Genomic DNA, 25,065 nt, shown 5'->3' on the forward strand with positions numbered 1-25,065 from the left:
AGGCCGGGCTGCCGTTACTTTGGTAACGGCAGCCCGGCTTTTTCGTATCAGGACTCCCGGTCCAAGTCTTCCCGGCGCACTGCGTAGTGGTGGCCCGTTGAATCGGCTTCCACCACGAAATGTGAAAGATCCTCTTCGGAGGCCTGCTCAAATTCGTCGTGTCGGTGCACCACGGGCGTGTCGGCATCCAGCCGGGTGGCAGGGCCGAAGAAGAAGCGGAGCCTCTCGGTCAGGCCCATGAAACCGCTGAGGACATGTGCCACTGTTTCCCACCCCCTTCCCGAACCTCGGGCGAAAGTGCTGCTGCCTCCTAGCGGAAACAGTGCCCTTATTCTAGTCCCGGCGCCGGAAAAAGGCGCCGGTGACGGCGGCGCGAAAGGGCTACCGCAAGGAACGGTCCTCAGGGTTCCTGGGCACAACATAGGTGCTGCCATCCGGCCTGGTAATGGTCTCCCACTGCTGGGTTTCCGCCTGGCGCTGGACCAGCAGCCGGCGGTTTTCCTCGGTCATATCGTGGGCCAGCGCAGAGCGGTTGGCCGGGCCGAAGACAGCCCTGAGTTTTCCCGTGGCGCGCATAAAGCGCTGGGAGGCGTTGCCTTTGTCCCCGGACCTGTCCCTGGCCATGAACGCGTTCCTTCCACTCACTGCTTACTTACCGTCAATGTACACTAATAATTAGTGCACTAACAATGTAAGGAAGCCATGACCCCCACATCTCCCGTCGATGCCGCGGATGAAGACCTCTTGCTGGAACACCAGCTGTGCTTTGCGCTGACGGTGGCTGCCCGAAGCGTCGTGGGCGCCTACAAGCCGGTGTTGGAAAAACTCAACCTCACACACCCGCAGTACCTGGTGATGCTGTGCCTGTGGGAGACCAGCCCGCGTACTGTAAGGAACATCAGTGCGGCTTTGGCCCAGGAACCGGCAACCATCTCTCCACTCCTGCGCAGGCTCGAGGCGGCAGGGTTGATTACCCGGGCACGCGCTGAGGGCAACGAACGCGCCCTGGCGGTGGCCCTGACGCCCGAAGGAAGAGCGCTCCGGGAACAGGCACTTCAGGTTCCGGGAACCATGATGGAACGGCTGGGCCTCACCCGGGAACAGGTGACCGAACTGCACGCCTCCATGATGGGACTCATCGCCGCCACGTCGGAGGGCACGCGCTGACCGGCCATCCATCAAGCGGCCCGGCCGCCGGCCCGGGGTTTTCCGGCAAAACCGACGACTAGAATGGCATGACGAAGGGGAGGTGGCCTGATGCGTAACCTACGATTGGCCGCAGCGGTCCTGGCCATGGGTTCCGGGCTGCTCTCCGGTTGCGGCGGTTCGTCCAACGGCGGGCCCTCCGCGTCCGGCAGTTCACCCGCAGGGCCCTCTCCCGATACTGAAACTTCGGCCGCGGCCCCCGCGCCCGCAACGTCACGTCCCGGCAACGGGCCGGGGCAGGGCAACGCCAAGCTTGCCATTACCGTGATGCCGTCCGAGGGCGCACCCGCGCTCGACTACATTTTGGTCTGCTCCTCCGGAACCCCCGCCGCGGAAAGCCGCCACCCGGATCCTGCTGCTGCCTGCGCGGCCCTCAAGGCGAACCCCGCCATCGTGGCCCAGGCCGCACCGGGAAGCGACCGGACCTGCACCCAGCAGTATGGCGGCCCGCAGAAAGCGACTGTGACCGGGGCCGTGGATGGCGTCGCCGTCGAATCCTCCTTCGCCCGGACCAACGGATGTGAAATCAGTGCGTGGGACGCTGCCAAGGATGTGCTCGGTGCCGCCGGTGGAGCCTCATAGCGTGCTGGCGGAGGACAGCGCCCAGGCACGGGAGGAAGCCCACCTGCAGCGCGTCAGCCGCTACGCCGATCCTTATCTTGCCCGCCGGTCGGCCGGGCAGAAGCATCCGGTGGAAGATTTCCTTTTCACCTATTACACCCAGAAGCCGGGCCAGCTGAAGCGCTGGCACCCGGGGTCCGGGACCGTCCTCACCGGCAGGCAGGCAGCCGCCCGGCAAGGCTGGAAGCACTACCGGGCGCTCGACGACGGCGAGCTTGCCTCGCTGGGGCTGGCTGCGGGGAGCATGGCAGTCACCTTTGACCGGGCCGCCTTCCTTGCCGACCGCAAGGAGGCAGTGGCGTTCGCGGGGGTGATCCTTCGCGGCACGGCGGCACGGCCTGCACAGTTCGGCTGCTTCGGCCTGCATGAATGGGCCATGGTCTACCGGCAGGACAAGTTCGATCTGCGCCACGAATACCTGCACCTGCGGCTGGGATCAGCAGGTACGGACAAGGTGGTGGAGGACAACAAGATCCGGTGCACCCACTTTGACGCGTTCCGGTTCTACACCCCGGATGCCATTCCGCTCAACGAGTTTTCACCCAGCCGTGAATCGCAGCGCCACCTGGAGCAGCCGGGCTGCCTGCACGCCAACATGGACCTCTACAAGTGGGCGTACAAGCTGCTGCCGGCCCTTTCGAGCGAACTGGTCATGGACTGCTTCGAACTCTCCTGGCGCATCCGGGCCATGGACATGCAGGCTTCCCCGTACGACCTCGCCGAGTGGGGCTATCCCGCCATTCCCATCGAAACTCCGCAGGGTAAGGCTTCCTACGTTGAGCACCAGCGCAATTTTGCCGCTGAGGCTGCCGCCTTGCGGGAGCGGCTTGCCCTGGACCTGGACGCCCTCGCAGCGGGAGCGCCGAGGTGATCGACCTGTCCATCAGCGTCCGCGATGCCCCGGATGCCCCCGAGTACGTTTTCCGGCTGGTGGCGGAGGACGGAACTTTGGCGGCCGAAACCACCCTGCCGGCACCCGAGGCCGCCCTGGCGGCCGTGGAGGAATTCGGGGAAGACATCTTCTTTCCCCGGCCCGGGCCACCGAGGCTGTGCACCCAACAGTACGGGGGACCCCAGGTTGCCGTCGTTTCCGGCACGTTCCATGGGCGCCCGGTCCATTCGGTCTTCACCCGGACGGACGGCTGCGAGATCGCCCGGTGGAAGGCCATGGCTCCCCTGCTGGGCGGTAACGCCACCTGACCGCCGGACGCCGGGCACGAAAAAGGGTCCCGGACGAAAATCGTCCGGGACCCTCCCCCCATGCTCAGGCGATGGTCATGCTCCGGGTACTGCCTGCGCAATGCCCATCTGGGGCGCACCGGCCGGGGCCTGGGCAGAGCCGGAACCCACCTGCACGTTTACCCAGGTCTTGATGCCGTTGCTGCCCAGGCTCAGCCGCGAAAGGTATCGCCCATCACCCAGGCCGGCCCAGTTCAGGGTGGCCGAGGTGGCCGTCCCGTTGGGTGCCACGATCGGGTTGGGGTTGACGGTGAGGTTGCCGGCGTCGCCCGCAAAGCTCACCGCCTCGACCGAGGCAGTGGCAGGCCCATTGTCCGGGGTGGCGTACAGGTTGGCCACCACGTAATAGGTGCCCGGCCGGGGCGATTCCAGGTCAAGGAATTCGCTCGCCGAGGCCGTTGCCACCTGGGTTGCCGTCAAACCGCCCGAACCGTTGGGTGCGTACACCACCATGTCCCAGTCGACGTCGTTCGACTGCGCCTGGATGCCCAGCCGCGCGAAGGTGGAGCCGGCGGGAACCTGCACCTGGACCAGGGCGTTGTGGGCATCATTCGTGGGTGCGTACGCGCCCGGGGTCTTGGTGATCGCGGTCTGGTTCAGTGGCGCCAGGCCTTCCACGCCGACGGCGATCGGGCTGTCCGAGCCCGACACCAGCTCCATGGAGCCGCTGCCCGTGCCCGTGGCCGAGCTGAACGAGAACGACGGAGCGATCTGGGCATCGACCGGGCGGATGGCAATCGGCGATGTGACGGTCCGCGGGCCCTTCCATGTGAGGCTTCCGGTGCTGAATTTGCCGACCGGTGCGCTGACGTTCCGGATGGTCAGTGTTACTTCACGCGTTTGTCCGGCCTTGGCGAAGTTCAGCGCCTTGGGTTCGACATTGACGTTGAAGCCCGGCATGTTCACCTCGGGCCGGTACATGCCCGGCACCAGGGCCGTCAGCTTGCGCTTGACCTGGACCTCACCCACCAGGCTGCCCAAGGCGACCGACGGGAGGTTGAGGTCGCGGGCGGCGATGGAGCCCGCCTGCGGGGCCCCGGTATCAACGCCTTGTCCGTTCAGGAAACCAAGCCAATCCTGGACGCCGGAGTCGTAAACGAGGCCGGGATCGAGCACCCGGGTGGAGTCGATGTGGCCGGCGCCGCCCTGGAACGGATCCGTGTTGGGCGACCCGTCCGCGTTGACCAGCGGGTAGGCGGTGGTCATCATGGCCGACTTCACCATGGCGGGTGACCACTTCGGTTGCTTGCCAAGCACGAGGGCGCCGAAGCCGGCAATGTGCGGTGCGGCCATGGACGTACCGGACATGAAGCCGAACTGGTCGCCATGGTTGCCGATCGTGGAGACGCCGGCAAGGACGTTCACGCCAGGGGCGGAAATATCAGGCTTGAGCAGGTCGCCGCCTGAAGCGAGGGTGGGCCCGCGGGACGAGAAGCCCGCGATCTGGGGCGCCGGCGCCGGGGGAAGTCCGGTCAGGTCACCCTTGACCAGGCTCACCGTCAGTGCCGTGTTTGCCTGCAGCTTGGACTTCAATTCCAGGCTCTTGGGCGCGTTGACGTGGACGGTGGGAATGACGTGGTTGTCGGCGTCCTCGGAGCTGCTGGTGAGATTCACCAGGATCATGCCGACACCGCCCTTGTCCTGGACTTCCTGGCTCTTGGCAGTCCGGTCCACTACTCCACGGTCACAGACCACCACTTTGCCGGCCACCTTGGCGGGGTCCAGGGTTCCGGGCCCGCACAGGTTGGCGTTGGCCGCCCCGGGAGCAGCGGCAGCAGCGGCCACCACAACAGGCTTGTCCGCAACCTCTGATTTCATGATGGAAGCGCCGCGGTACAGCGAACCATCGGAAACCTTGACCGTTCCCACCAGGTCGCTGGGAAAGGTGGAGGCGGCCACGGTGGTCAGCCACGGTGAGGCATGGTTCACGGTGGAGGCCGTCGGGCCGGAGTTTCCGGCAGAGGCCGACACGAAGACGCCTGCGGCGGCTGCGTTCAGGAAGGCGAGCGCCACGGGATCGGTGGTGCTGTTGTTGTTGCCCGAAATTGAGTAGTTCAGGACGTCCACGCCGTCCTTGATGGCCGCGTCGACGGCCTCAACCGACGATGACGAGTAGCAACCGCCGGTGTCCGGGTTGGTGTCCTCCCAGCACACCTTGTAGACCGATACCTTGGCCGCCGGAGCCACGCCGGAGCTCTTTCCGAAGCTGGCCCCATCAATGACCTGCTCGACGTTGGCATTGCCCGCTGCCGTTGTTGCCGTATGGGTGCCGTGGCTGCCCACGTCCACCGGGGAAATCTGCTCCTCGGGGGCCCGATCGCCCGGGGTCACGTACTGGAGGAAGGAGTCGGCGAAGTAGCGGGCGCCGATCACCTTGGAGTTGCAGAGCGAGCCGTCGAAGCCGGCACCGGTTCCCTGGCCTTTTTGGCATTCGCCTTCAAAGGTGGTTCCGTCCGCCTTGAGCATCGCAATCTTGCCGTCGCCGGTGCGGTAGGGGACGCCCACCTGCGGCGTACCCTGCAGGGGCTGCAGCGGTTCGCCCTGGAGGAAGGGGTTGTCCGGGGCGTAGCCGGAATCGATGACGCCCACCACCACGCCCTTGCCGGCGTTGGCTTCGCCCCCGAACTGCTTGGCCCAGGTCCCGTCCGGACCGGTGAGCTTGAGGAAGTCGGTGGTGGTGTAGTCGGGTTTGTTCTCGACGTCCGGCGCCACCACGAGCACGCGCTTGTCCTTGGACAGTTCGGCCGCCTGGTGGGCGGTCAGCTCCGCGGTGAATCCGTTGAGGGCGGCGGTGTACTGCTTGGCCGGGGATACTCCATGGGTTCCCGCAACGTCACGCTGCTGCTGGCGCAGGTGCGCGTCGTAGGCTTTGTAGTTTGGGCTGCCGGCGTCCAGTTTGCGGCCTTGCTGCGGCTTGGTTGCGCCAAGCCCGGCGGCTCCGCCCTCGTAGGCTGCTGCAGCCGGGCCGGCCAAGACCACGATGTACCGGCCGTCCTTGAACTGGCTGTCTTTCGTGGTGGCGGCGGCATTCTCGAGGCTTTGGCTCCCCGGCGCCGCCGTGGCCGGCGTTACTGCCAGCGAGCTTATGAGGAGGGGCAACCCGACAGCCAGGGCGGCTGCCTTCCGAAGTCCCCCAGCCCGCAAGGGGCTCTTTCCAGTTGATTTCACGCGCAACCCTTTCACGATGTACCGCCCAGACTTGGTGGGCGCCCCAGACGACTGGAACCGCAGAAGTAATTACAGATCTTGTAATTAGCTGAGACCAGACTGTTCACAGGGTACAGACTGAGAGCGAGATATGACATAGAGCACATTTTGGAAATTTTCGCTTGTCATATCCGTCCCGCCGGAACATTCGGGCATACAAAAAGGGCGCCCCGAAGGGCGCCCCGGAGTTGCTGGGGAATGAATTCCGCGCGGCTAGTGGCGTGGGGTCCGCACCACGTCGCTGATCCACTGCCGGGTCTTCTCGTCCAACGGGCCGGCGAGCCGGGTTTCGCGGGCCATGCGGTCCGCCTTCACCTTCTGCAGCACCATCCTGCCCAGGCCGGCAAAAACGGCAGCGGCAACCATCGGCAACAGCACGGACTTGGAATTTTGCGCCATCAGCCAATCCTAGTGAACGCCCTCCGGCAACTCCAGAAGCACATCCTTCGGGCCTCCACCCCGGTCCTCCCGGATCGGGGTCTACTCCATGAACATGCGGAATGCGGCGGCATGGGCCCGGGCCGGTAGAATGATAGGGCAAGCTCGCGGAGCGCCCGTCCACCATGTCCCCGACACCCCGGTACGGCGTGAGACGGCACCACTCCGCTGCGCCCTTAACCAAGCTCACGCACAGGAGTTGCCGGATGCCCCGGATCGTTGTTGACGTCATGCCCAAGCCCGAGATTCTGGACCCGCAGGGGAAGGCGATCGTTGGCGCTCTCCCCCGGCTGGGCTTCACCAGCTTCAGCTCTGTCCGCCAGGGCAAGCGCTTCGAACTGACGGTCGACGGCGAGGTGACGGAAGAAATCCTGGCCCAGGCCCGCGATGCCGCCGAGACCCTCCTGTCCAACCCCGTGATCGAGGACGTCGTCAACGTCGAGGTCGTCGAGGCCTGAAATGACTGAACTTCCCCTGATCGGCGAGGCCGTGGCCGTCGCCGCAGAGCCGCGCCTCGCCGGCGCCCGGATCGGCGTTGTGACTTTCCCCGGGACCCTTGACGACCGCGACGCCGCCCGCGCCGTCCGCCTGGCCGGTGCCACCGCCGTCGAACTCTGGCACGGCGACACGGAACTTGGCGACGTGGACGCCGTGGTCATCCCCGGCGGATTCTCCTACGGCGATTACCTGCGCGCCGGCGCGATCGCCCGTTTCGCCCCGCTGATGTCAAAGATCATCGACGCCGCGAACAGCGATGCCAAGCTCCCCGTGTTGGGCATCTGCAACGGCTTCCAAATTCTCACCGAGTCGCACCTGCTGCCCGGTTCCATGATCAAGAACGACCACCTGAAGTTCCTGTGCCGCGACCAGGTGCTGCGGGTCGAGAACGCCAACACCGCGTGGACGCTGGACTACCAGGCGGGCCAGGAGATCACCATCCCGCTGAAGAACCAGGACGGCCAGTACATCGCGGACGAGAAGACCCTGGACGCCCTTGAGGCCGAGGGCCGCGTGGTGTTCCGCTACGTCGGCTTCAACCCGAACGGCTCCCGCCGCGACATCGCGGGCATCTCCAACGCCGCAGGCAACGTGGTGGGCCTCATGCCGCACCCGGAGCACGCCGTTGAGCCGGGCTTCGGCCCCGAGGCGGCGTTCTCCCGTGAGACGGGTGCCGGCGGTTCCGACACCGACGGCCTCGGCTTCTTCACCTCCGTACTGAACAAGATTGTGGGAGGCGACAAGTGACCACCGAAACCACCAAGAAGTTCAACATCGACACCGTCGAGAACGCAGCCAAGACCCCGGATACCGAGCTGCCCTGGGCTGAACTTGGCCTGAAGCGGAACGAATTCGACGAGATCGTCAAGGTCCTGGGCCGCCGCCCCACCGGCGCCGAACTGGCCATGTACTCCGTCATGTGGAGCGAGCACTGCTCCTACAAGTCCTCCAAGAACCACCTGCGCCAGTTCGGCCAGAAGGTCACCGAGGAAATGAAGAAGGACATGCTGGTGGGCATCGGCGAAAACGCCGGCGTGACCAACCTGGGGGACGGCTGGGCCGTGACCTTCAAGATCGAATCGCACAACTCGCCGTCGTTCGTTGAGCCCTACCAAGGCGCCGCGACCGGCATCGGCGGCATTGTCCGCGACATCATTTCCATGGGCGCCCGCCCGGTTGCCGTAATGGACCCGCTGCGCTTCGGCGCCATCGACCACCCGGACACGGCCCGCGTCATGCACGGCGCAGTCGCGGGCATCGGCGGGTACGGCAACTCCCTGGGCCTGCCGAACATCGGCGGCGAGATGGTGTTCGACTCCGTCTACCAGGGCAACCCGCTGGTCAACGCCCTGGCAGTGGGCGTCATGCGGCACGAGGACATACGGCTGGCCAACGCCTCCGGCAAAGGCAACAAGGTGGTCCTTTTCGGTGCCCGCACCGGCGGCGACGGCATCGGCGGCGCCTCCGTGCTGGCCTCCGAGTCCTTTGATGACACCAAGCCCTCCAAGCGCCCCGCCGTGCAGGTGGGCGACCCCTTCGCGGAGAAGGTGCTCATCGAGTGCTGCCTGGAGCTCTTCAAGGGTTCCCTGGTGGAAGGCATCCAGGACCTCGGCGCCGCAGGCATCTCCTGCGCCACGTCGGAGCTCGCCTCCAACGGTGACGGCGGCATGCAGGTTGAGCTGACCTCCGTCCTGCTCCGCGACCCCACGCTGACCCCTGGCGAGATCCTGATGTCCGAATCGCAGGAACGCATGATGGCCGTGGTCACCCCCGAAAACGTGGAAGCGTTCGAGGCCGTGATGGACAAGTGGGCTGTTGAGTATTCCTGGCTGGGCGAGGTGACCGACACCGGCCGCCTCATCATCACGTGGGAAGGCGACGTGATCGTCGACGTCGACCCCCGCACCGTGGCCCACGACGGCCCGGTCTACGACCGCCCGTTCGCCCGCCCCGAGTGGCAGGATGCCGTCCAGGCCGACACCTTCACGGGCTCGGTGCAGGACGCCGGCCGGCCGGCAGCCCCTGCTGAGCTGGCCAAGGCCGTCACCGAACTCGTGGCATCGCCGAACATGTGCTCCAAGTCCTGGATCACCAACCAGTACGACCGCTACGTCGGCGGCAACACCGCCATGGCATTCCCCGATGACGCCGGCGTGGTCCGGGTGGATGAGGAAACCGGACTGGGCGTTGCCCTGGCCACCGACGCCAACGGCCGCTACACCTACCTCGATCCGTACCACGGCGCGCAGCTGGCCCTGGCGGAGGCCTACCGCAACGTGGCCACTGCCGGCGCCATCCCCATGGCCGTCAGCGACTGCCTGAACTTCGGCTCCCCCGAGGACCCGGACGTCATGTGGCAGCTCGCCGAGGCCATCCGCGGCCTGTCCGACGCCTGCATGGTGCTGGGAATCCCGGTCACCGGCGGCAACGTCTCGCTCTACAACCAGACGGGCACCACGCCCATCCACCCCTCCCCCGTGGTGGCGGTCCTGGGCAAGCTCGACGACGTCGCCCGCCGCACGCCGTCGGGCTGGCGCGAGGACGGCCAGGCCATCTACCTGCTGGGCACCACGGGCGCCGAGCTGGATGGTTCCGAGTGGGCGAACATGCGCGGCCACCTGGGCGGCCAGCCGCCGAAGGTGGACCTCGAGGCCGAACGCGCACTGGGTGAAATCCTGATCAACGCGTCCCGCGACGGCATGATCGACTCCGCGCACGACCTCTCCGAAGGAGGCCTCGCGGCTGCACTGGTGGAGTCCTCGCTGCGTTACGGCGTTGGCGCCCGGATCGCGCTTCAGGACGTCATGGACCGCGACGGCGTGGACCTGTTCACGGCGCTCTTCTCCGAGTCGCAGGGCCGTGCCGTGGTAGGCGTTCCCCGTTCCGAGGAGGTCCGCTTCACGGACATGTGCACCGCCCGCGGCTTTGCCCACACCCGCATCGGCGTGGTGGATGCGGCCAGCGGCAAGCTGGAGATCAACGGCGTGGAGGGGCTGTCCCTCGACGCCCTCCGCGAAGCCCACGAAGGGACACTGCCGAAGTACTTCGGCTAGGCCCCACAGAACGCGGACGGACACTCAAGCCCATAGAGAGGGCTTTGGGTGTCCGTCCGCATTTAAGGACCGGTTCAGTCCTCGCTGTGGAGCTCCCGCTGGCGGGCGCTGAGCAGCTCAATCTCCGGCAGGCCTGCCACGAAGCGCTCGACGGCGGCAAGCACCTCCACGAGGTGCGCCCGGTCAGCAGAAACCAAGCCGACGCCCAGCTGTGTGCGCCGGTACTGGCTGTGGTCCCCCACCTCAGCCACCGAGACATCGAACCGGCGCCTCAATTCCGCCAGCAGCGGCCTGACAACCGAGCGCTTCTCCTTGAGGCTGTGGACCGGCCCCAGCAGTATGTCGAACTCGATCCAACCGATCCACATGGGTTCATGCTATCGAGGGTCAGACGGTGAGTTCACCCATCAGGTCCCAGCCTTCGCCGTCGAACTGGCGGCTCACGATTTTCGGTGTTTCCACAAGGGCTTGCGGCATGTCCGCCATGGCCTTCTTGAAGTGGTCACTGTTGACGTGGTCGCCGGCAGAGTCGTCCTTGAAGGCTTCCACCAGGACGTATTCGTTGGGGTCCTCCAAGCTGCGGGACCAGTCGAACCACAGGTTGCCCGGTTCCTGCCGGGTGGCCTGGGTGAAGTCCGCAACGAGGTCCGGCCAGCGTTCAGACCATTCGGGCTTGACCTTGAACTTGACGACGATAAAGATCACTGGGATGTTCCTTCCGCGGCGAGAGAGCGTGCCCCTTCAATGTACCGGGAAGTAACGTGCCGCTGTGCGGCGCGGGTGACTGGTCCGCCGGCGGCGTAGAACCAGTTGGCGGGCTTGCTGAAGGCGCGGATCCGAAGCCACACCTTCCCCTCTCCATCAAGCTCCACTTCGAAGGACTCTTCGCCACGGGCGGGATGGCCGGGAAGCGTACCGTAGCCAAAGCCGGCCGATTGCGGCCCGTCCAGGTCCGAAGGTTCGTGGACCCACACCACCTGGCACGGCGCATTCAGGCGGAAGGGCCCGACGCCGAATCCGCTCACCACGCGAACGCCGGGCGCCGCCCTCGGTGACCCCGCACGGACCCGCAGCCCGGCCCGCCGCTGCAGCTCCCAGCCCAGGATGCCGTCCGCGACGTGCCGGTACACTGTGGTCCCGGAGCCAAGGTAAGCCTCCTTGAGGACGCGGCCATACCCGGCCGGAGCCGTGCCGGCTTCAGTGCTTCCTGCGCCGGGGTAGTTCAGGCCACCCCCGGGGTGTCCCTCTTCAATCATCGCTTCCGGCCCTTTCGAGGCGCGCCCACCCCAGTTGCTCCTGCTGCTTCCGGCTCAGGCCGGCCACCACCAGGTCATAGGAATCCTCCACCATGTCCCGGATCATCGCTGCCGGCAGGTTGCCATCAAGGCGCACCCCGTTCCAATGGGTCTTGTTCATATGCCATGCACCGGTAATCTCCGGGTGCACTGCGCGCAACTGTACCGCCAGCGCCGGTTCACACTTCAGGCTCACCGAAAAGTCGCGCTCGTCCATGGTGGACACGGCGAACAACTTGGCCTCGTGCCGGGCGCCCCCGGCGATATGGGCACGGACCTTGAAGACTGAGGTGTCCGGTCCGAACGGAAAATCCTCATATGCTCCCGGGAACGAAAGGCAGATCGTCCTCAGCTCAGTTGGGTCCATGAAGGAAGCCTATAAAGCCGGACTGCGCGGTGCTAGTCTGCGAGCATGTCACTCGACCAGGGCCCCATACCTGTTCTGGACCTGCATTCCGCACGGCAGGCGGACGGCTCTTTCAGCCCGGAATTCATCGAACAACTGCGGCACGCCACCCACAATGTCGGGTTCTTCCAAATCACGGGATACGGGGGCAGGCCAGGGCAGGCCGAACAGCTTCTGGACATCATCCGGCGTTTCTTCAACCTGCCGCTGGACGAACGGATGAAGCTGGACAACCGTTTGTCACCGCACTTCCGCGGCTACACGCGGATGGGTACCGAAGTCACCCAGGGGCGCGCGGACGCCCGGGAACAGATCGATTATTCGCCGGACCGCGAGCCGGTTCCGGAGGTTCCGGCAGACCAGCCGTACTGGCTTTTACAGGGCCCCAATCTTTGGCCCGGAGAGGCGTTCCCCGAACTCCGGCCGGCCGCCATGGAGTGGGCCGCGCTGATGTCCGGCGTGGGCATGGAACTGCTCAGGGCCATTGCCGTTTCGCTGCAACTTCCCGAAGACTACTTCGACGAACCATTCCGCGATGCCCCCGCCTGGATGGGCAAGCTGGTGCACTACGTGGGCGGTGTGGTGGAAGCCGCCGGCGACCAAGGCGTGGGCTCGCATGCCGACTACGGCTTCGTAACCCTGTTACTGCAGGACAATGTGGGCGGCCTTGAAGTGCTGCCCCCTGGTACCAGCCGCTGGCTGCCGGTGGAACCGCTGCCGGGGGCCCTGGTGGTGAACCTGGGCGAGATGCTGGAGGTAGCCACCGAGGGGTACCTTGCGGCCACCATCCACCGGGTCCAGGCGCCGCCTCCTGGCGTCGACCGCTACTCGGTACCGTTCTTCTGGTCGCCCCGGCTGGACGCGGTGATCCAGCCGGTCCCCCTGGCTCCGGAGCTGAAGGCCGCGGCACGGGGCATCACTGATGATCCCGCCAACCCCCTGTTGGCGTCCTTTGGCATGAACATGCTCAAAGGACGCATGCGCGCCCATCCGGACGTCACCGAGCGGCACTATCCGGAGCTGATGAAGCGCTAGAGGTTGTACTTCCAGGCCAATTGGGCCGGGCAGGCGTTCATCACCACGTCCAGGCCCGCCGCCTTGGCGCGTTCCGCGGCGGTTTCGTCGATCACCCCCAGCTGCAGCCATACGGCTTTGGCGCCGGTGGCGATGGCTTGGTCCACCACGTCACCCACCCGCTGCGAGTTCACGAAGCAGTCCACGACGTCGATAGGCCGCTTTTCCGCCGGAATGTCAGCGAGGGTGCGGTACCCGGTCTCGCCATGGACAGGTTCGCCGGGCAGGTTGACGGGGATGATTTCCATGCCGAGCTTGTCCCGGATGAACAGCGACGTATCGTAGGCGGCGCGCCACTCATTGGTGGTCAGGCCCACGATGGCCCACCGCCCTTTGGTGCGCATGAGGCGTTCAATGACTGCGGGATCGTTGGTGTGGCCCATGCGATCAGCCTACGCCGCACTCTCCGGAGCCGTTGATGCCAGGCACCGGCTGCGCCCGCTGACTACTTCGCCGGGGATTCAGCCTTCCTGCCGCTGCCCTGGCCCGGCGACTGGCCCACTGGTCCCGGCGCATCAGCCGACTTGGGCGTGGCTGCACCGGGGCCGTCCTGGCCCACTGCCGGAGCCTTCGCCGCGGGCGCGTCCGGCTTGCCTGCTGCCGGCGTCCCCGGAGGCGTGGCGCCTGCCGCCGGTGGTGCGCCGCCGTCGTCCCGGCCGCGGCCGTTCCCGTCCGTCCCGCCTCCCGGCGCGGCGGGAAAAGCAGCCCCCAGCCGGGCCGGCACGCAGGCTACCGGCCTGCCGCCGTCGTCGTGCGTGGAAGCTCCGCCGCAGCTTCGCACGGCCCCACGGCCCGTCGCTCCGGCAGCGTCCTCCAAAAGGCGGGTCGCGTGGCTTCTGCCGGGTGCGGCCGCGGCGGGTGAAGGTGACGAAACCGTGCCCGGGACTTCCCCATCGGCGGCGGGGACCGGGGACCGGTAGCCGCCTCCTGCGGCCGAAGCATTGGTGGTGGACGGCGCGCCCCACGGTGGAGTCCAGTCAGCCAGCACGTGCTGCAATGTTTCACTTCCGGGTGCGGAGGAGCTGGCGGCAACCCCGCCAACCCCCAATCCCATTGCGGCCACCAGGACCAGGCCCAGGGCGGTCGGGCGGCGGCGCCGCCGACGGCGCGCGAGGTCATCGGCGGGCTGCTCCCCGGCAGGAGGGTCTTCCAAGGCGCCTCCCACCACCGGCGTGCCGGCGGCTGGTGCCAGCAAGGCGGCAAGCTCCGCACTGGGTGCCGGAGCGGGCAGCGAAGCCAGCGAACCGAGCGAAAGCAGGACGTCGCGAAGTTCCGGGTCATCGCCGCAGCCGGCGTCCCGGAGCATGTCGTCGACAAGGGACACGAGGTTGCCTGATGGTTGTGTCATGGCGCGAGGTACTCCTTCACTGACGCCAGCTCCCGGAGTTTCAGCAGCGCACGGCGCTGGAGCTGCTTCACGGACCCGGGGCTCTTGTCCATGGCCTCCGCCGCCTGTTCCACGGTCAGGCCGGCCACGAGGCGAAGCGAGAGCGCTTCGCGCTGGTCTTGCGGCAGCCCGGACAAAAGTTCCAGGACTTCGCCGGGCGAGATGTTGCGCAGGGCTTCCTTTTCGGCGGAGGTGTCTTCGCGCTGGTCGAGCTGGGGCTCGAACGGCAGCTTTACCGGGTGACGGCTTTGGCGCCGGCGATCGTCCACCATCCGGGCATGGGCAACGCTGAAGATGAAGGTCCGCAGCCCCGCTTCGCCTCCCCGCACGGTGTCGAGGCGGGGCAGGACGGAAAGGAACACTTCCTGCATGGCCGCCTCCGGATCGTCGACTCCCCGGGCGGCAAGATAGCCCAGGACTTGTGATGCGTACGTTTTGTAGACGAGGCTGAAGGCAGCAGGCCCGGGGACGGCGTGGTCCGGGGCCGCATCTGTCTGTGCATCGGTCACTGACGTGGAGCTTTCAATCAAAAGGGCGTCGGCAAGGGAAGCGTCTCACGGGAATCCGGAACGCTGGTCCTACTTTACCCTTCAGTAACCTTCCCGACCGGTGAGCGCCACGGAACTCCGTCCGCGTGCGGCCTTGCCAAGAGATCAAAAGAGCCGGCCTGGAACGTGATGGGGGACAGGTTCCAGACCGGCACTTCACAGGGGTAATCGCTGCGGACCCCCGAAGGGTTACGCCCTTGTGAAAGTTTTTTTGATTTTATTCATCCCGTCCTCAACGGGTAGCTGCGCTGGCCCAACGCGGCGCGGCCTGCCTGCGCGTTGTTTTCGCCAATGCATAGGCGTGCAGCCTCACCGGCAGCCGCCGGTCATCACACGCCGGTACGACGACGGGCAGGTCGCCAGGAGCTGCGACGCCGGCGGCAGCGGGTACAGCGGCGGGACGGGAGACTGCCCCGGCGGGGCTGAGATCGGTGACCAGGCCCGTCCCCGCACATTCACGAACGGCCGCGATACCGGCAGCTACCGCCGCCTTGTCCTCGAATCCTTGCGAGACGGCCATGACCGACCCATCGGGCCCCAGCAGCCGGAACCTGTAGAGCAGCTCCGGATCAAGAAAGACTTCAATGTTTCCTGCCACGGCATGTCCTTCCGGTCTGGTGTTTTCGACCGGCGACGGCTCTTCGCTGGGTGCATCCCTGCACCGCCAAACGCATAGTGGGACCGTCCGCTGATCAGTTCAAATGGTGTTAACGAGTCTGGCCGCCGCGGCTGCAGGGGTACAAGACCAACTGCGTTAAGCCTGTGTAAATTACTGCCCACGCCCCCAAACGCCGGCGGCGGCCCACCCGCAATGGGTGGCCCGCCGCCGTCGTCTACCGTGTTCCGGAGGGACGTGTCAGTCGTTGATGAGGTCGTTCACCACGATGGTCTGGTCCCGGTCCGGGCCAACGCCAATAGCGGAGAACCGGGTGCCGGACAGCTTCTCCAGCGCCAGCACGTAGTTCCTGGCGTTTTCCGGGAGGTCCGCGAGGGTGCGGGCGCCGGTGATGTCCTCGGTCCAGCCCTCGAAGTATTCGAAGATGGGCTTGGCGTGGTGGAACTCGGTCTGCGTCATGGGCATCTCATCGTGGCGGACGCCGTCCACGTCGTAGGCCACGCACACAGGGATCTGCTCGATGCCGGTGAGCACGTCCAGCTTGGTGACGAAGTAGTCCGTGAAGCCGTTCACGCGGGAGGCGTGGCGGGCCAGGACGGCGTCGTACCAGCCGCAGCGGCGCGGGCGGCCGGTATTGACGCCGAACTCACCGCCGGTCTTCTGCAGGTACATCCCCATCTCGTCAAAGAGCTCGGTGGGGAACGGTCCGGCCCCAACGCGGGTGGTGTAGGCCTTGATGATGCCGATCGAGCGGGAGATCCGGGTAGGGCCGATGCCCGAGCCCACGGACGCGCCGCCGGCGGTGGGGTTTGAGGAGGTCACGAATGGGTAGGTGCCGTGGTCGACGTCGAGGAACGTGGCCTGGCCGCCCTCCATCAGGACCACCTTGCCCTCGTCCAGGGCGGTGTTAAGGACCAGGGTGCTGTCGATGACCAGCGGGCGGAGGCGGTCGGCAAAGGACAGGAAGTAATCAACGATCTCGTCCACCACAACGCTGCGGCGGTTGTAGACCTTGACCAGGAGCTCGTTCTTCTGGCGCAGCGAGCCTTCCACCTTCTGGCGGAGGATGGATTCGTCGAAGACGTCCTGGACACGGATGCCCAGCCTGGCCACCTTGTCCATGTAGGCGGGGCCAATGCCGCGGCCGGTGGTTCCGATGGCGCGGCTGCCGAGGAAACGTTCGGTCACCTTGTCCAGCACCTGGTGGTAGGGGGCCACCAGGTGGGCGTTGGCGGACACGCGGAGCCGCGAGGTATCGGCGCCGCGGGCCTGGAGTCCGTCGATCTCCTGGAAAAGGGCTTCGAGGTTCACCACGCAGCCATTGCCGATGATGGGCACCGCGTTGGGGCTGAGAATGCCTGCGGGCAGCAGTTTGAGTTCGTACTTTTCACCGCCTACGACGACGGTGTGCCCGGCGTTGTTCCCGCCGTTGGGCTTGACGACGTAGTCAACACGGCCGCCCAGAAGGTCGGTGGCCTTGCCTTTTCCTTCGTCGCCCCACTGGGCTCCTACGATCACAATTGCTGGCATGGGATCCTCCCCCATTCGTTCGGGCTGCCCGGGTCCGGCCGCGGGGAGCGGACCTGCGCAGCGCCGTTCATGAGAATGCCCCGAACAGACCGGCCGTCGCCGGACCGCGGGGCGGCTCAGCGATGCAAGAGTTCCGGGGCTCTTACCACCCAAGTTTAGCGGATCAGGCACTTTGTCCACTCGATGGGCCCGCCGCGGCCCCGCAAGGGACTGCGGCGGGCCTGGTCCCTTACTCGTCCTCGGCTTCCCCGGCCGGCCGGGACGTCTGTTCGGCGAGAGTGTCCCAGAAGGAGGTGTCGGCGTCGGCAATGGAACCGTCCGCGATCGCCGCGGCGGTGGAGGTCAGGGTGGTGACCGTCTGCTTGATCAGGTAGCCGTTGCTCCGCTGCCCCAGCGCGTAGCCGTCCAGGTAATGGTCGGACATGCCGCGCATCTCGAAAAGCAGGGTGGCAATTCCGTATTCCACGGAGATGCCGTTGCGGCTGATGGTCTCCGCACTGCCGCCCTGGTACTTGCCCAGGTGGCCCCAGCCGGTGGAGTCCACGTTGTTGAAGACCACGGCGCCGAGCCGCTTGGATTTCTCGACGACGGCGGGATCGGCGTTCGGGGTGGTGGGGTACAGGATTGACCCGGACACCAGCTTGCCGTCGCGTTCAGCGCGGGTGCCCTGGTGGTGCAGGTCGATCATGTAATCGACGCGGTACTTGCGCATCACGTTGCTGTGCAGGGCCTGGGTCTCCGGCTGGACCTTGGCCACGTGGTCCCGGTTCAGGTCCACGCCCTCCGCGTTGTAACGCGTCAGGTGGCGGTCGCCTTTGGCGAGGTAGTCGTCCAAGGAAAAATTCACGTCCCCCATGGCGCCATCGGCATTGAGCATGGGCACGATCAGGATATTGACGCCGTCCAGGATGCCGGACGACTTGCCGGTGCCCAAGTGCTTGATGAACTCCATGGCGCCCTCGGTGGTGAGCTGTTCGTTGCCATGCTGCTGGGTCAGGTAGAGGATGGTGGGTTTGGCCGGGTCAGAGATGTATTTGACCAGGTGGATATCGCGGCCCTTGACCGTCTGGCCGATCACTTCCAGCTCCATGGCCGGTTGCTTGGCGTCCTGGTCCTTAAGGAAGGAGACCATCTGACTGTACGTAGCCAGCTTGCTTGTGGTGATCTGGCCGTTGCCGCCGTAGTTGGGGCCTTCGCCAACTGCGTGGGCCATCGGGGCGGACCCGGCGAAGACGGCCAGCGCCAGCGCGCCGGATACGGCAAGGGTCCTCAAAGATTTCGTCACAGTGCGTTACCTCTTTCGAGTGCATCGGGTGCGTTCAGCCGCCATGTTCCCCATCACGGCCCGTGACAGACAGCCAACCAAGCTTGACGAAAGCTGTCAATAGACTGGACAAAACCTGGGAACGGGTTGGGCTCTTGCCGGGGAGCGCCACCGCCCAACACTGATCCGCCGTATTCTGAACCGCATTTGCCCACGGGCGGTTCATGGATTTAGGTAATAGTGGACCATCCGGAGCGGCTGAGAGACCTGGCTCAATGACGCCGCAGCAACCACGGTCCGGCAGGAAAGCTGCCGGCCGAAGGTGCTACTGCCAGGACCGATGGAAGGAAGATTCCAGCATGCCCCTCAACACCGACCATATTCGCGCCACCCACGCCGGGTCCCTGCCTCGCACCGATGAACTCATCGCAGCCAACACCGCAAAGGAATCCGACGGGATCACCCCGGCGTTCCTGGAGCTCCTGGAAGACTCCGTTGTGGGCGTGGTCCAGCGCCAGAAGGACCTGGGCATCGATATCCCCAACGACGGCGAGTACGGGCATACGATGTCCAACTCCGTGGACTACGGGGCCTGGTGGAACTACTCCTTCGCCCGGCTCGGCGGCCTGGAGCCGACCACCGTGGACCGGTGGGCTGAAGCCGAAGTCCGGCGGTCGTCCCCCGGAAACGTTGTCCTGACGTCCTTCCCCGACCGGCGGGACCGGCAGGCGTTCAATGAGGCGTACAGCGATCCCTCCTCCGGGATCTTGGCGCACCGGAAGAGCGTGTCCCAACCCAAGATCGCCGGGCCCCTGACATATACCGGCCATGACCTGGTGGCCTCGGACATCAAGAACCTGAAGACCGGGCTCGCCGCGGCAGGCCTCAGCGAAGGATTCGTGGCGTCCCTCTCCCCCGGTTCCTGCGCCCGCGTCGCCAATGAGTACTACAAGAACGATGAGGAGCTCGTCTACGCCTGCGCCGATGCGATGCGCGAGGAATACAAAGCCATCATCGACGCCGGCCTGACGGTCCAGCTCGACGATCCGTCCCTGGCCGAGAGCTGGGACCAGATCAACCCGGAGCCGTCCCTGGAGGACTACCTGAAGTTCATCCAGCTGCGCGTCGAGGCCACCAACTGGGCCTTGCGGGACCTTCCGCAGGAACAGGTCCGGCTGCACGTTTGCTGGGGCTCCTGGCATGGTCCGCACACTACGGACATCCCATTCGCCGACATCATCGGCTCAGTGCTGCAGGTCAACGCGGGCGCGTACTCCTTCGAGGCGGCCAATGTCCGCCACGAGCACGAATGGCGTGTCTGGGAGGACACCACCCTTCCTGAGGGCAAAGTCATCATCCCCGGCGTCGTCTCCCACGCCACCAATGTGGTGGAGCACCCGGACCTGGTGGCGGACCGGATTGTCCGCTTCGCCAAGCTGGTGGGACGCGAGAACGTCATCGCGTCCACCGACTGCGGCCTGGGCGGCCGGGTGCATCCGCAGATCGCATTCGCCAAGCTGGAGGCTCTTGGCGAGGGCGCCCGCCGCGCCACCGGGCGCCTCTGGTAGTTATCCGCCCCTTCCGGGAATGACCGCCGGTCCACTGCGCCATGAATGAGGTGCGCTGGACCGGCGTTTCGTTTCTCCGGGCTTGGTAAACTGGCAAAGGCCGACCCGGAATCGGCCCACCCCAACTAACCACCGTTGATGAGCTGCGCCACCGTGCGCCCATTTTCGGCGGTGGACGCAACATCAATCCCCGCAGGAGAACCAGCCCTTCATGACCGCACTGGCCCCCGAAACATTCCACGAACAGCTCATGAGCCGCCGTTACGAGCCCAGCGTTGCCGCTGTCAACGAGCTGTGCGATTCCCTGCAGGAAGCGAAGCCCGGAACCGTGGTGCCCTACGTGGACCCCATGCACGATGTTGAGGAATGCCGCATCATCAGCCTGTACTCCAATATTGGCGAGATGGACCAGTCCGGTTTCATCACTGCCGGTGACCAGGACGCCGCGACCCGCATGCTGGGCATCCAGTGGAAGCTGGGCCTGCGCCCGGAATTCGTGATGCCCTGGAACGTCCACCCGTGGCACGTCCCGGGCGAGGCCAACGGAAAATTCACCCCGGACCAGGTGCAGGCAGGTTTGAAACCGCTGCTGAAGTTCCTCGCCCTGGTCCCCCGCGCTTCCGTGATCGTGGCGCACGGCACGGAGGCAAACCGCCTGGCCAACCTGCTGCTGAAGACCGAAGTCCCGCTGCTGTGGCGCCGCGGCCTCAAGACCTACAAGGTCCGCTCCCTGAGTGGCCGCGCCTTCGCCGGTTCACCGGCCCGCCAGGAGGAGTTTCTCGCGGACATGCACACGGCGTACGCCGATGCCATGGCACGCACCGGCATCGCCCACCAGGCCTAGGGTTTCGACGCGGCTCAACCACCGACGACGGCAGGTCACCTTCGCTGGGAAGGTGACCTGCCGTCGTCGTAATTAGTCGTATCTAGCCCTCGATGGCTGCCTTCGCCGCGGGATCGGAGTCGTTCAGGAACTTCTCGATCCGCTCCGGCTCGTCCGCTTCCCCAATAGCCGACGAAGCCCTGCCCAGCGAGTAAAGCGCACGGAGGAACCCGCGGTTCGGCTCGTGCTCCCACGGGATGGGCCCGACGCCGCGCCAGCCGTTGCGGCGCAGCGCGTCCAGTCCGCGGTGGTAGCCCACTCGGGCGTACGCGTAGGAGTCGATGGTCCGGCCCTCGGTCCACGCTTCCTCAGCCAGGATCGCCCACAACAGTGAGGACGTGGGGTGCTTTTCCACCAGGTCCAGGGCCTCGTGCCCGGCTTCCAGCTGCGCATTGACCTCGGTCTCGGCAGGCAGGAGCGTGGGCTCAGGTCCCATCAGGTTCTTGCGGAACTCATCCGACATCTAGAACGTCTTTCCGGCCGAACCGAGCTGCTTGGTGGCTTCCACCACGCGGGCCGCCAGGCCGGCTTCGGCGGAAGCGCCCCAGACGCGGGGGTCGTAGGTCTTCTTGTTGCCCACTTCGCCATCAACCTTCAGGACGCCGTCGTAGTTCTTGAACATGTGGTCGGCCACCGGGCGGGTGTAGGCGTACTGGGTGTCGGTGTCGATGTTCATCTTGATCACGCCGTAGGAGACGGCGTCGGCGATTTCCTGGTCCGAGGATCCGGAGCCGCCGTGGAACACGAGGTCGAACGGGCTGTCCTTGCCGATCTTCGCGCCCACCTGGGCCTGGATGTCCTTGAGGATCTCCGGGCGCAGCTTTACGCCGCCGGGCTTGTACACGCCGTGGACGTTGCCGAAGGTCAGTGCGGTGATGTAGCGGCCGTTTTCGCCGGCGCCCAGGGCGTCGATGGTGGCCAGGGCGTCCTCGACCGTGGTGTAAAGCTTGTCATTGATGGCGTTTTCGACGCCGTCTTCCTCGCCGCCGACCGTGCCGATCTCCACCTCGAGGATCATCTTGGCGGCAGCCGTGCGCTGGAGCAGGTCGCGGGCAATGCGCAGGTTTTCCTGCAGGGTTTCGGCGGAGCCGTCCCACATGTGGGAGTTGAAGAGCGGATTGCGGCCGGCCTTGACCTCGGCCTCGGAAGCCTCAAGCAGCGGCAGGACAAAGCCGTCCAGCTTGTCCTTGGGGCAGTGGTCCGTGTGCAGGGCGATGTTGACGTTGTAGTTCTTGGCAACTTCGCGGGCGAAAGCTGCGAAACCCAGGGAGCCGGCAACCATGTCCTTGGTGGACGCGCCGGACCAGTAGGCGGCGCCGCCGGTGGAGACCTGCACGATGCCGTCGGACTCCGCCTCCGCGAAGCCTCGCAGTGCCGCGTTCAGCGTCTGCGAGGACGTGACGTTGACGGCGGGGAAGGCGAATCCGCCCGCCTTCGCGCGGTCGATCATCTCGGCGTAGATCTCTGGGGTTGCAATGGGCATGCTGGCTCCTCTGCTGAGTTTCGTCTGTGGGTGGATGACCCTCAAGTAGACCGCTTACGGCTAGGCACCATCCTAGCCATTCCCGGGCAGGCCGGGTGTTTCGGGTCACGGGTTGGTAATACTCAGACCTGCTGGCCGAAGACGTGCCTGCGGACCCAGGCGTGCATGGCGATGGCGGCTGCGGAGGCGGCGTTAATGGACCGGGTGGAGCCAAACTGCTCAATGGACAGGGTGGCGACGGCTGCCTCGTGGACCTCCGGCGTCAGGCCCGGGCCTTCCTGTCCGAACACCAGCACGCAGTCCCGGGGCAGCTCGTAGGTCTCCAGCGGGACGGAGTCCGGGAAGATGTCGATCCCGATGATGGCGAGCCCCTCCCCGTTCGCCCACTGGACGAAATCCGCCACGGTGGGGTGGTGGCGTACGTGCTGGTAGCGGTCGGTGACCATGGCACCGCGCCGGTTCCACCGCCGTCGGCCGATGATGTGGACCTCTTTGGCCAGGAAGGCGTTGGCGGTGCGCACCACCGTGCCGATATTGAGGTCGTGCTGCCAGTTTTCGATGGCCACGTGGAAGTTGTGCCGCCGCGAGTCCAGCTCCGCAACAATCGCCTCGTGTTTCCAGTAGCGGTACTTGTCCAGCACGTTGCGCCGGTCCCCGTCCGCCAGGAGGTCAGGGTCCCAGTGGTCGCCTTCCGGCCATTCGCCTTCCCAGGGCCCGACGCCGACCTCGGCCTTGGCGGGTTCGGCGTCCCCGGGCTCGTGGTTGGGTTCGTCGGTCATCCCGGGCGTTTGATTCACCCTTCAACACTAGACTGGACCACTGGAGCATTCATCACCGGTGGAGGTAGACGTGGCAGAAGAAGTCCAGGCAGCAGGAAACCCCGCGGTTTACCGCAGCGGCCAGGAAATTGAATGCTGGCTGACGGACATGGACGGCGTCCTGGTCCACGAGAACCAGCCTATTCCGGGCGCTGCCGAGTTGATCCAGCGCTGGGTGGATACATCCAAGCGGTTCCTGGTGCTGACCAACAATTCGATCTTCACCCCGCGCGACCTCGCTGCCCGCCTGCGCTCCTCCGGTTTGGAGATCCCGGAGGAAAATATCTGGACCTCGGCGCTGGCCACGGCCCAGTTCCTGAAGGACCAGGTGCGCGGCTCGGAATCCGGAAATCGCGCCTACACCATCGGCGAGGCGGGTCTGACGACGGCGCTGCACGAGGCGGGCTTCATCCTCACCGACCAGGATCCGGACTTCGTAGTGCTCGGCGAGACGCGGACGTACTCCTTCGAGGCCATCACCATGGCCATCCGGCTGATCCTGGGCGGGGCGCGGTTCATCGCCACCAACCCGGATGCCACCGGCCCGTCCAAGGACGGCCCCATGCCCGCTACCGGCGCCATTGCCGCCCTGATCACCAAGGCCACCGGCCGCGAGCCGTACATTGTGGGCAAGCCGAACCCCATGATGTTCCGTTCTGCCATGAACCAGATCGACGCGCACTCCGAAACCACCGCCATGATCGGTGACCGGATGGACACGGACATCATCGCCGGCATGGAGGCGGGCCTGCACACGGTGCTGGTGCTCAGCGGCATCACGCACAAGGACGATATTGCGGCCTACCCGTTCCGGCCCAACCAGGTGCTGAACTCCGTGGCGGACCTGAAGAACCAGATCTAGAAGATACTCACCCGGGAGCCGCCCCGGGGCAAGGGGAAGTATTCATCCAGCAGCTCCGTCAGGAGGGGCCGGTAGATTTGCGGGTTCCAGCCGGGGCTGGCGTGGGCCGGCGCGGCCCCGATGGTTTGCAGGCCGCTGGAGACCATGTTGTCCTTGAACGCCACGGCCCAGGTCTCCGAGGCCGTTTCGTAGTCGACGGTCTGGTCCTTCGGGTTGCCGACATAGGCCATCTTGGCCGTTCCAAGCTGGCCCGCGAACTGGCTGCCCTCGAAGTGGTAGATGTACGCCGACTCGGTCTGGATGAGCACGCTGGAGGGGGCGATCGGCGAAAGTTGTTCGAGCGTCTGGTCCAGGATCTGGCGCCAGCTCCGTTCGTCCTTGTGGATGATCCGCTCTCCCAGTTCGTAGCCGCCGCGGAGGGTGGACGGGAACCTGAAGCCGCGCTCGTACAGGAACACCACGCCGTCGAACCAGCTCTGGTCCAGGACGTCATGCGCACTGTAGGGGCTCGAGTCCAGCAGGATGAACTGCACCTGTATGCCTGCCACGGCAAGGAGCCGGGCGGCCACCTGGGTGGCCAGCATGCCGCCGAAGCTGTGCCCGTAGAAGAACAGTTTGGTGATTTTCTCCACCGCGACGTACTCGGAGATCGCGCGGACCACGTCAGTGACATCCAGGCCCAGGTTGGAATACCCGACGGCGGCGAGCCGGGCGCGCTTGTTCAGCGAGCCGCGGAGGGTGTTGAGGATCCACTGGGCCTCTTCCCAGCTGGTTTTGTACCCGGGGAAGAGGAACCAGCAGGCGTCCGGGTAGTAGGCATCGGCGAAATCATCCGCAACGGGCAGGATCTTTGTGGTTTGGCGCTGCGATTGCACTTCACGGGTCAGCAGCATGTCCGCAGCGAGCAACCCGGAGGCCCCGGCACCGGCGAGGAACGTCCGGCGGGAAAAGCGCTTAAGGGCAGCCGCCTCCGCCAGCAGCCGGGCCTGGGGGACCCCGCGCCGGTGTTGCGGACCTGTCTCCCCCTCATACGGCACACCCCTACCGTAAGCACACCTGAAGTAAACGC

Annotated in this window: 29 protein-coding genes and 1 riboswitch; of the genes, 11 read left to right on the plus strand and 18 right to left on the minus strand. The window is 65.8% G+C overall.

Annotated features, from left to right (window positions below; all coding sequences use genetic code 11):
- Window positions 1-47 precede the first annotated feature (47 nt).
- Both AC4EEO_RS16115 and AC4EEO_RS16120 read right to left on the minus strand, forming a co-directional pair.
- The gene (locus AC4EEO_RS16115; protein WP_491339274.1) at window positions 48-263 is read right to left on the minus strand and encodes a hypothetical protein; all 216 of its coding nucleotides are present in this window, start codon (window positions 261-263) and stop codon (window positions 48-50) included.
- Between the two features lie 118 nt (window positions 264-381).
- Window positions 382-624: a hypothetical protein gene (locus AC4EEO_RS16120; RefSeq protein ID WP_018763155.1), complete on the minus strand. Its 243-nt coding sequence runs from the start codon at window positions 622-624 to the stop codon at window positions 382-384.
- A gap of 78 nt (window positions 625-702) precedes the next feature.
- Between AC4EEO_RS16120 and AC4EEO_RS16125 the strand changes: the two genes are divergently transcribed.
- The 4 genes from AC4EEO_RS16125 to AC4EEO_RS16140 all read left to right on the plus strand — a co-directional run bounded on the left by AC4EEO_RS16125 (window position 703) and on the right by AC4EEO_RS16140 (window position 3,027).
- Complete coding sequence (locus tag AC4EEO_RS16125) at window positions 703-1,167, plus strand: MarR family winged helix-turn-helix transcriptional regulator (protein ID WP_491339275.1); 465 nt, start codon at window positions 703-705, stop codon at window positions 1,165-1,167.
- 90 nt (window positions 1,168-1,257) lie between these two features.
- Window positions 1,258-1,788 (plus strand): SSI family serine proteinase inhibitor, encoded by a 531-nt coding sequence (locus AC4EEO_RS16130; protein ID WP_166651681.1) that lies wholly within the window; start codon window positions 1,258-1,260, stop codon window positions 1,786-1,788.
- Complete coding sequence (locus tag AC4EEO_RS16135) at window positions 1,757-2,698, plus strand: 3-methyladenine DNA glycosylase (RefSeq protein ID WP_491329243.1); 942 nt, start codon at window positions 1,757-1,759, stop codon at window positions 2,696-2,698. The genes AC4EEO_RS16130 and AC4EEO_RS16135 overlap by 32 nt, the downstream gene beginning before the upstream one ends.
- Window positions 2,695-3,027: a hypothetical protein gene (locus tag AC4EEO_RS16140; RefSeq protein WP_018763151.1), complete on the plus strand. Its 333-nt coding sequence runs from the start codon at window positions 2,695-2,697 to the stop codon at window positions 3,025-3,027. The genes AC4EEO_RS16135 and AC4EEO_RS16140 overlap by 4 nt, the downstream gene beginning before the upstream one ends.
- Window positions 3,028-3,102: 75 nt before the next feature.
- On the opposite strand, the gene AC4EEO_RS16145 is transcribed toward AC4EEO_RS16140, so the two are convergent.
- The gene (locus tag AC4EEO_RS16145) at window positions 3,103-6,210 is read right to left on the minus strand and encodes a S8 family serine peptidase (protein WP_491340436.1); all 3,108 of its coding nucleotides are present in this window, start codon (window positions 6,208-6,210) and stop codon (window positions 3,103-3,105) included.
- Window positions 6,211-6,486: 276 nt separating this feature from the next.
- On the minus strand, window positions 6,487-6,672 hold the full coding sequence (locus AC4EEO_RS16150; protein WP_491339276.1) for a hypothetical protein: 186 nt from the start codon (window positions 6,670-6,672) through the stop codon (window positions 6,487-6,489).
- Between the two features lie 245 nt (window positions 6,673-6,917).
- Between AC4EEO_RS16150 and purS the strand changes: the two genes are divergently transcribed.
- Genes purS through purL form a run of 3 tightly spaced genes read left to right on the plus strand, consistent with a single transcriptional unit; the run spans window position 6,918 to window position 10,262 of the window.
- Window positions 6,918-7,169, plus strand: a complete 252-nt coding sequence (gene purS / locus AC4EEO_RS16155; RefSeq protein WP_015935902.1) for a phosphoribosylformylglycinamidine synthase subunit PurS — start codon at window positions 6,918-6,920, stop codon at window positions 7,167-7,169.
- Window position 7,170: 1 nt separating this feature from the next.
- Window positions 7,171-7,956 (plus strand): phosphoribosylformylglycinamidine synthase subunit PurQ, encoded by a 786-nt coding sequence (gene purQ, locus AC4EEO_RS16160; protein ID WP_018763148.1) that lies wholly within the window; start codon window positions 7,171-7,173, stop codon window positions 7,954-7,956.
- On the plus strand, window positions 7,953-10,262 hold the full coding sequence (purL, locus tag AC4EEO_RS16165) for a phosphoribosylformylglycinamidine synthase subunit PurL (RefSeq protein ID WP_491339277.1): 2,310 nt from the start codon (window positions 7,953-7,955) through the stop codon (window positions 10,260-10,262). Before purQ ends, purL begins: the two co-directional genes overlap by 4 nt.
- A 74-nt stretch (window positions 10,263-10,336) precedes the next feature.
- Here purL and AC4EEO_RS16170 read toward each other — a convergent pair whose 3' ends face one another.
- From AC4EEO_RS16170 to AC4EEO_RS16185, 4 genes are read right to left on the minus strand one after another with little or no spacing between them, the layout of a single operon-like run.
- Window positions 10,337-10,630, minus strand: coding sequence for a DUF503 domain-containing protein (locus AC4EEO_RS16170; RefSeq protein WP_491339278.1), 294 nt, complete (start codon window positions 10,628-10,630; stop codon window positions 10,337-10,339).
- Between the two features lie 19 nt (window positions 10,631-10,649).
- The gene (locus AC4EEO_RS16175; RefSeq protein WP_491339279.1) at window positions 10,650-10,967 is read right to left on the minus strand and encodes a putative quinol monooxygenase; all 318 of its coding nucleotides are present in this window, start codon (window positions 10,965-10,967) and stop codon (window positions 10,650-10,652) included.
- Complete coding sequence (locus tag AC4EEO_RS16180) at window positions 10,964-11,518, minus strand: DUF1990 domain-containing protein (RefSeq protein WP_285320438.1); 555 nt, start codon at window positions 11,516-11,518, stop codon at window positions 10,964-10,966. The genes AC4EEO_RS16175 and AC4EEO_RS16180 overlap by 4 nt, the downstream gene beginning before the upstream one ends.
- Window positions 11,511-11,924, minus strand: a complete 414-nt coding sequence (locus tag AC4EEO_RS16185) for an MmcQ/YjbR family DNA-binding protein (RefSeq protein WP_133831122.1) — start codon at window positions 11,922-11,924, stop codon at window positions 11,511-11,513. The genes AC4EEO_RS16180 and AC4EEO_RS16185 overlap by 8 nt, the downstream gene beginning before the upstream one ends.
- Window positions 11,925-11,969: 45 nt before the next feature.
- On the opposite strand from AC4EEO_RS16185, the gene AC4EEO_RS16190 reads away from it, so the two are divergent.
- A complete protein-coding gene (locus tag AC4EEO_RS16190) occupies window positions 11,970-12,998 on the plus strand; it encodes an isopenicillin N synthase family dioxygenase (RefSeq protein WP_109045865.1) in 1,029 nt (342 codons plus the stop codon).
- Here AC4EEO_RS16190 and AC4EEO_RS16195 read toward each other — a convergent pair.
- The 6 genes from AC4EEO_RS16195 to AC4EEO_RS16220 all read right to left on the minus strand — a co-directional run bounded on the left by AC4EEO_RS16195 (window position 12,995) and on the right by AC4EEO_RS16220 (window position 18,403).
- Window positions 12,995-13,420: a CoA-binding protein gene (locus tag AC4EEO_RS16195; protein ID WP_133831124.1), complete on the minus strand. Its 426-nt coding sequence runs from the start codon at window positions 13,418-13,420 to the stop codon at window positions 12,995-12,997. The two genes, AC4EEO_RS16190 and AC4EEO_RS16195, sit on opposite strands and share 4 nt — an antisense overlap.
- A gap of 62 nt (window positions 13,421-13,482) precedes the next feature.
- Window positions 13,483-14,385, minus strand: a complete 903-nt coding sequence (locus AC4EEO_RS16200) for a hypothetical protein (protein WP_491339280.1) — start codon at window positions 14,383-14,385, stop codon at window positions 13,483-13,485.
- A complete protein-coding gene (locus AC4EEO_RS16205; protein WP_026264977.1) occupies window positions 14,382-14,933 on the minus strand; it encodes an RNA polymerase sigma factor in 552 nt (183 codons plus the stop codon). Before AC4EEO_RS16205 ends, AC4EEO_RS16200 begins: the two co-directional genes overlap by 4 nt.
- A gap of 271 nt (window positions 14,934-15,204) precedes the next feature.
- On the minus strand, window positions 15,205-15,570 hold the full coding sequence (locus AC4EEO_RS16210) for a DUF1508 domain-containing protein (RefSeq protein ID WP_018763138.1): 366 nt from the start codon (window positions 15,568-15,570) through the stop codon (window positions 15,205-15,207).
- Window positions 15,571-15,828: 258 nt separating this feature from the next.
- Window positions 15,829-17,118: an adenylosuccinate synthase gene (locus tag AC4EEO_RS16215; protein ID WP_018763137.1), complete on the minus strand. Its 1,290-nt coding sequence runs from the start codon at window positions 17,116-17,118 to the stop codon at window positions 15,829-15,831.
- Window positions 17,119-17,347: 229 nt separating this feature from the next.
- Window positions 17,348-18,403 carry a M14 family zinc carboxypeptidase gene (locus tag AC4EEO_RS16220; protein WP_491339281.1) on the minus strand — a complete coding sequence of 352 codons (1,056 nt, stop codon included), beginning with the start codon at window positions 18,401-18,403 and terminating at the stop codon, window positions 17,348-17,350.
- A 221-nt stretch (window positions 18,404-18,624) separates the two neighbouring features.
- Window positions 18,625-18,729: riboswitch (SAM riboswitch) on the plus strand.
- Between the two features lie 12 nt (window positions 18,730-18,741).
- On the opposite strand from AC4EEO_RS16220, the gene AC4EEO_RS16225 reads away from it, so the two are divergent.
- Complete coding sequence (locus tag AC4EEO_RS16225; protein ID WP_491339282.1) at window positions 18,742-19,950, plus strand: cobalamin-independent methionine synthase II family protein; 1,209 nt, start codon at window positions 18,742-18,744, stop codon at window positions 19,948-19,950.
- A gap of 211 nt (window positions 19,951-20,161) precedes the next feature.
- The gene (locus AC4EEO_RS16230) at window positions 20,162-20,794 is read left to right on the plus strand and encodes a uracil-DNA glycosylase family protein (RefSeq protein ID WP_018763130.1); all 633 of its coding nucleotides are present in this window, start codon (window positions 20,162-20,164) and stop codon (window positions 20,792-20,794) included.
- A gap of 82 nt (window positions 20,795-20,876) precedes the next feature.
- Here the strand turns inward: AC4EEO_RS16230 and AC4EEO_RS16235 are convergent, their stop codons facing one another.
- The 3 genes from AC4EEO_RS16235 to AC4EEO_RS16245 form a co-directional block, all read right to left on the minus strand.
- On the minus strand, window positions 20,877-21,296 hold the full coding sequence (locus AC4EEO_RS16235) for a DUF3151 domain-containing protein (protein ID WP_018763129.1): 420 nt from the start codon (window positions 21,294-21,296) through the stop codon (window positions 20,877-20,879).
- On the minus strand, window positions 21,297-22,316 hold the full coding sequence (gene fbaA, locus AC4EEO_RS16240; RefSeq protein WP_491339283.1) for a class II fructose-bisphosphate aldolase: 1,020 nt from the start codon (window positions 22,314-22,316) through the stop codon (window positions 21,297-21,299). It abuts the gene before it with no gap.
- A gap of 122 nt (window positions 22,317-22,438) precedes the next feature.
- The gene (locus AC4EEO_RS16245) at window positions 22,439-23,095 is read right to left on the minus strand and encodes a TrmH family RNA methyltransferase (protein ID WP_018763127.1); all 657 of its coding nucleotides are present in this window, start codon (window positions 23,093-23,095) and stop codon (window positions 22,439-22,441) included.
- Between the two features lie 58 nt (window positions 23,096-23,153).
- Here AC4EEO_RS16245 and AC4EEO_RS16250 point away from each other — a divergent pair, with 58 nt between their 5' ends.
- Window positions 23,154-23,996 carry an HAD-IIA family hydrolase gene (locus AC4EEO_RS16250; protein WP_018763126.1) on the plus strand — a complete coding sequence of 281 codons (843 nt, stop codon included), beginning with the start codon at window positions 23,154-23,156 and terminating at the stop codon, window positions 23,994-23,996.
- On the opposite strand, the gene AC4EEO_RS16255 is transcribed toward AC4EEO_RS16250, so the two are convergent.
- Complete coding sequence (locus tag AC4EEO_RS16255) at window positions 23,993-25,033, minus strand: alpha/beta fold hydrolase (protein WP_109045856.1); 1,041 nt, start codon at window positions 25,031-25,033, stop codon at window positions 23,993-23,995. The two genes, AC4EEO_RS16250 and AC4EEO_RS16255, sit on opposite strands and share 4 nt — an antisense overlap.
- Window positions 25,034-25,065: the final 32 nt, after the last annotated feature.

Source organism: Pseudarthrobacter sp. MOO13, assembly GCF_058267655.1.

Excerpts from the sequence above, each read along its gene's own strand:
- AC4EEO_RS16185 (WP_133831122.1), bottom strand. The coding sequence starts at position 11,924 with ATGGACCCAACTGAGCTGAGGACGATCTGCCTTTCGTTCCCGGGAGCA.
- purQ (WP_018763148.1), top strand. The coding sequence starts at position 7,171 with ATGACTGAACTTCCCCTGATCGGCGAGGCCGTGGCCGTCGCCGCAGAG.
- AC4EEO_RS16135 (WP_491329243.1), top strand. The coding sequence starts at position 1,757 with ATGTGCTCGGTGCCGCCGGTGGAGCCTCATAGCGTGCTGGCGGAGGAC.
- AC4EEO_RS16130 (WP_166651681.1), top strand. The coding sequence starts at position 1,258 with ATGCGTAACCTACGATTGGCCGCAGCGGTCCTGGCCATGGGTTCCGGG.
- AC4EEO_RS16125 (WP_491339275.1), top strand. The coding sequence starts at position 703 with ATGACCCCCACATCTCCCGTCGATGCCGCGGATGAAGACCTCTTGCTG.
- AC4EEO_RS16190 (WP_109045865.1), top strand. The coding sequence starts at position 11,970 with ATGTCACTCGACCAGGGCCCCATACCTGTTCTGGACCTGCATTCCGCA.
- AC4EEO_RS16200 (WP_491339280.1), bottom strand. The coding sequence starts at position 14,385 with ATGACACAACCATCAGGCAACCTCGTGTCCCTTGTCGACGACATGCTC.
- AC4EEO_RS16230 (WP_018763130.1), top strand. The coding sequence starts at position 20,162 with ATGACCGCACTGGCCCCCGAAACATTCCACGAACAGCTCATGAGCCGC.
- AC4EEO_RS16180 (WP_285320438.1), bottom strand. The coding sequence starts at position 11,518 with ATGATTGAAGAGGGACACCCCGGGGGTGGCCTGAACTACCCCGGCGCA.
- AC4EEO_RS16170 (WP_491339278.1), bottom strand. The coding sequence starts at position 10,630 with ATGTGGATCGGTTGGATCGAGTTCGACATACTGCTGGGGCCGGTCCAC.
- AC4EEO_RS16150 (WP_491339276.1), bottom strand. The coding sequence starts at position 6,672 with ATGGCGCAAAATTCCAAGTCCGTGCTGTTGCCGATGGTTGCCGCTGCC.
- AC4EEO_RS16120 (WP_018763155.1), bottom strand. The coding sequence starts at position 624 with ATGGCCAGGGACAGGTCCGGGGACAAAGGCAACGCCTCCCAGCGCTTT.
- AC4EEO_RS16225 (WP_491339282.1), top strand. The coding sequence starts at position 18,742 with ATGCCCCTCAACACCGACCATATTCGCGCCACCCACGCCGGGTCCCTG.
- AC4EEO_RS16245 (WP_018763127.1), bottom strand. The coding sequence starts at position 23,095 with ATGACCGACGAACCCAACCACGAGCCCGGGGACGCCGAACCCGCCAAG.
- fbaA (WP_491339283.1), bottom strand. The coding sequence starts at position 22,316 with ATGCCCATTGCAACCCCAGAGATCTACGCCGAGATGATCGACCGCGCG.
- AC4EEO_RS16215 (WP_018763137.1), bottom strand. The coding sequence starts at position 17,118 with ATGCCAGCAATTGTGATCGTAGGAGCCCAGTGGGGCGACGAAGGAAAA.
- AC4EEO_RS16195 (WP_133831124.1), bottom strand. The coding sequence starts at position 13,420 with ATGGGCCACACCAACGATCCCGCAGTCATTGAACGCCTCATGCGCACC.
- AC4EEO_RS16235 (WP_018763129.1), bottom strand. The coding sequence starts at position 21,296 with ATGTCGGATGAGTTCCGCAAGAACCTGATGGGACCTGAGCCCACGCTC.
- purS (WP_015935902.1), top strand. The coding sequence starts at position 6,918 with ATGCCCCGGATCGTTGTTGACGTCATGCCCAAGCCCGAGATTCTGGAC.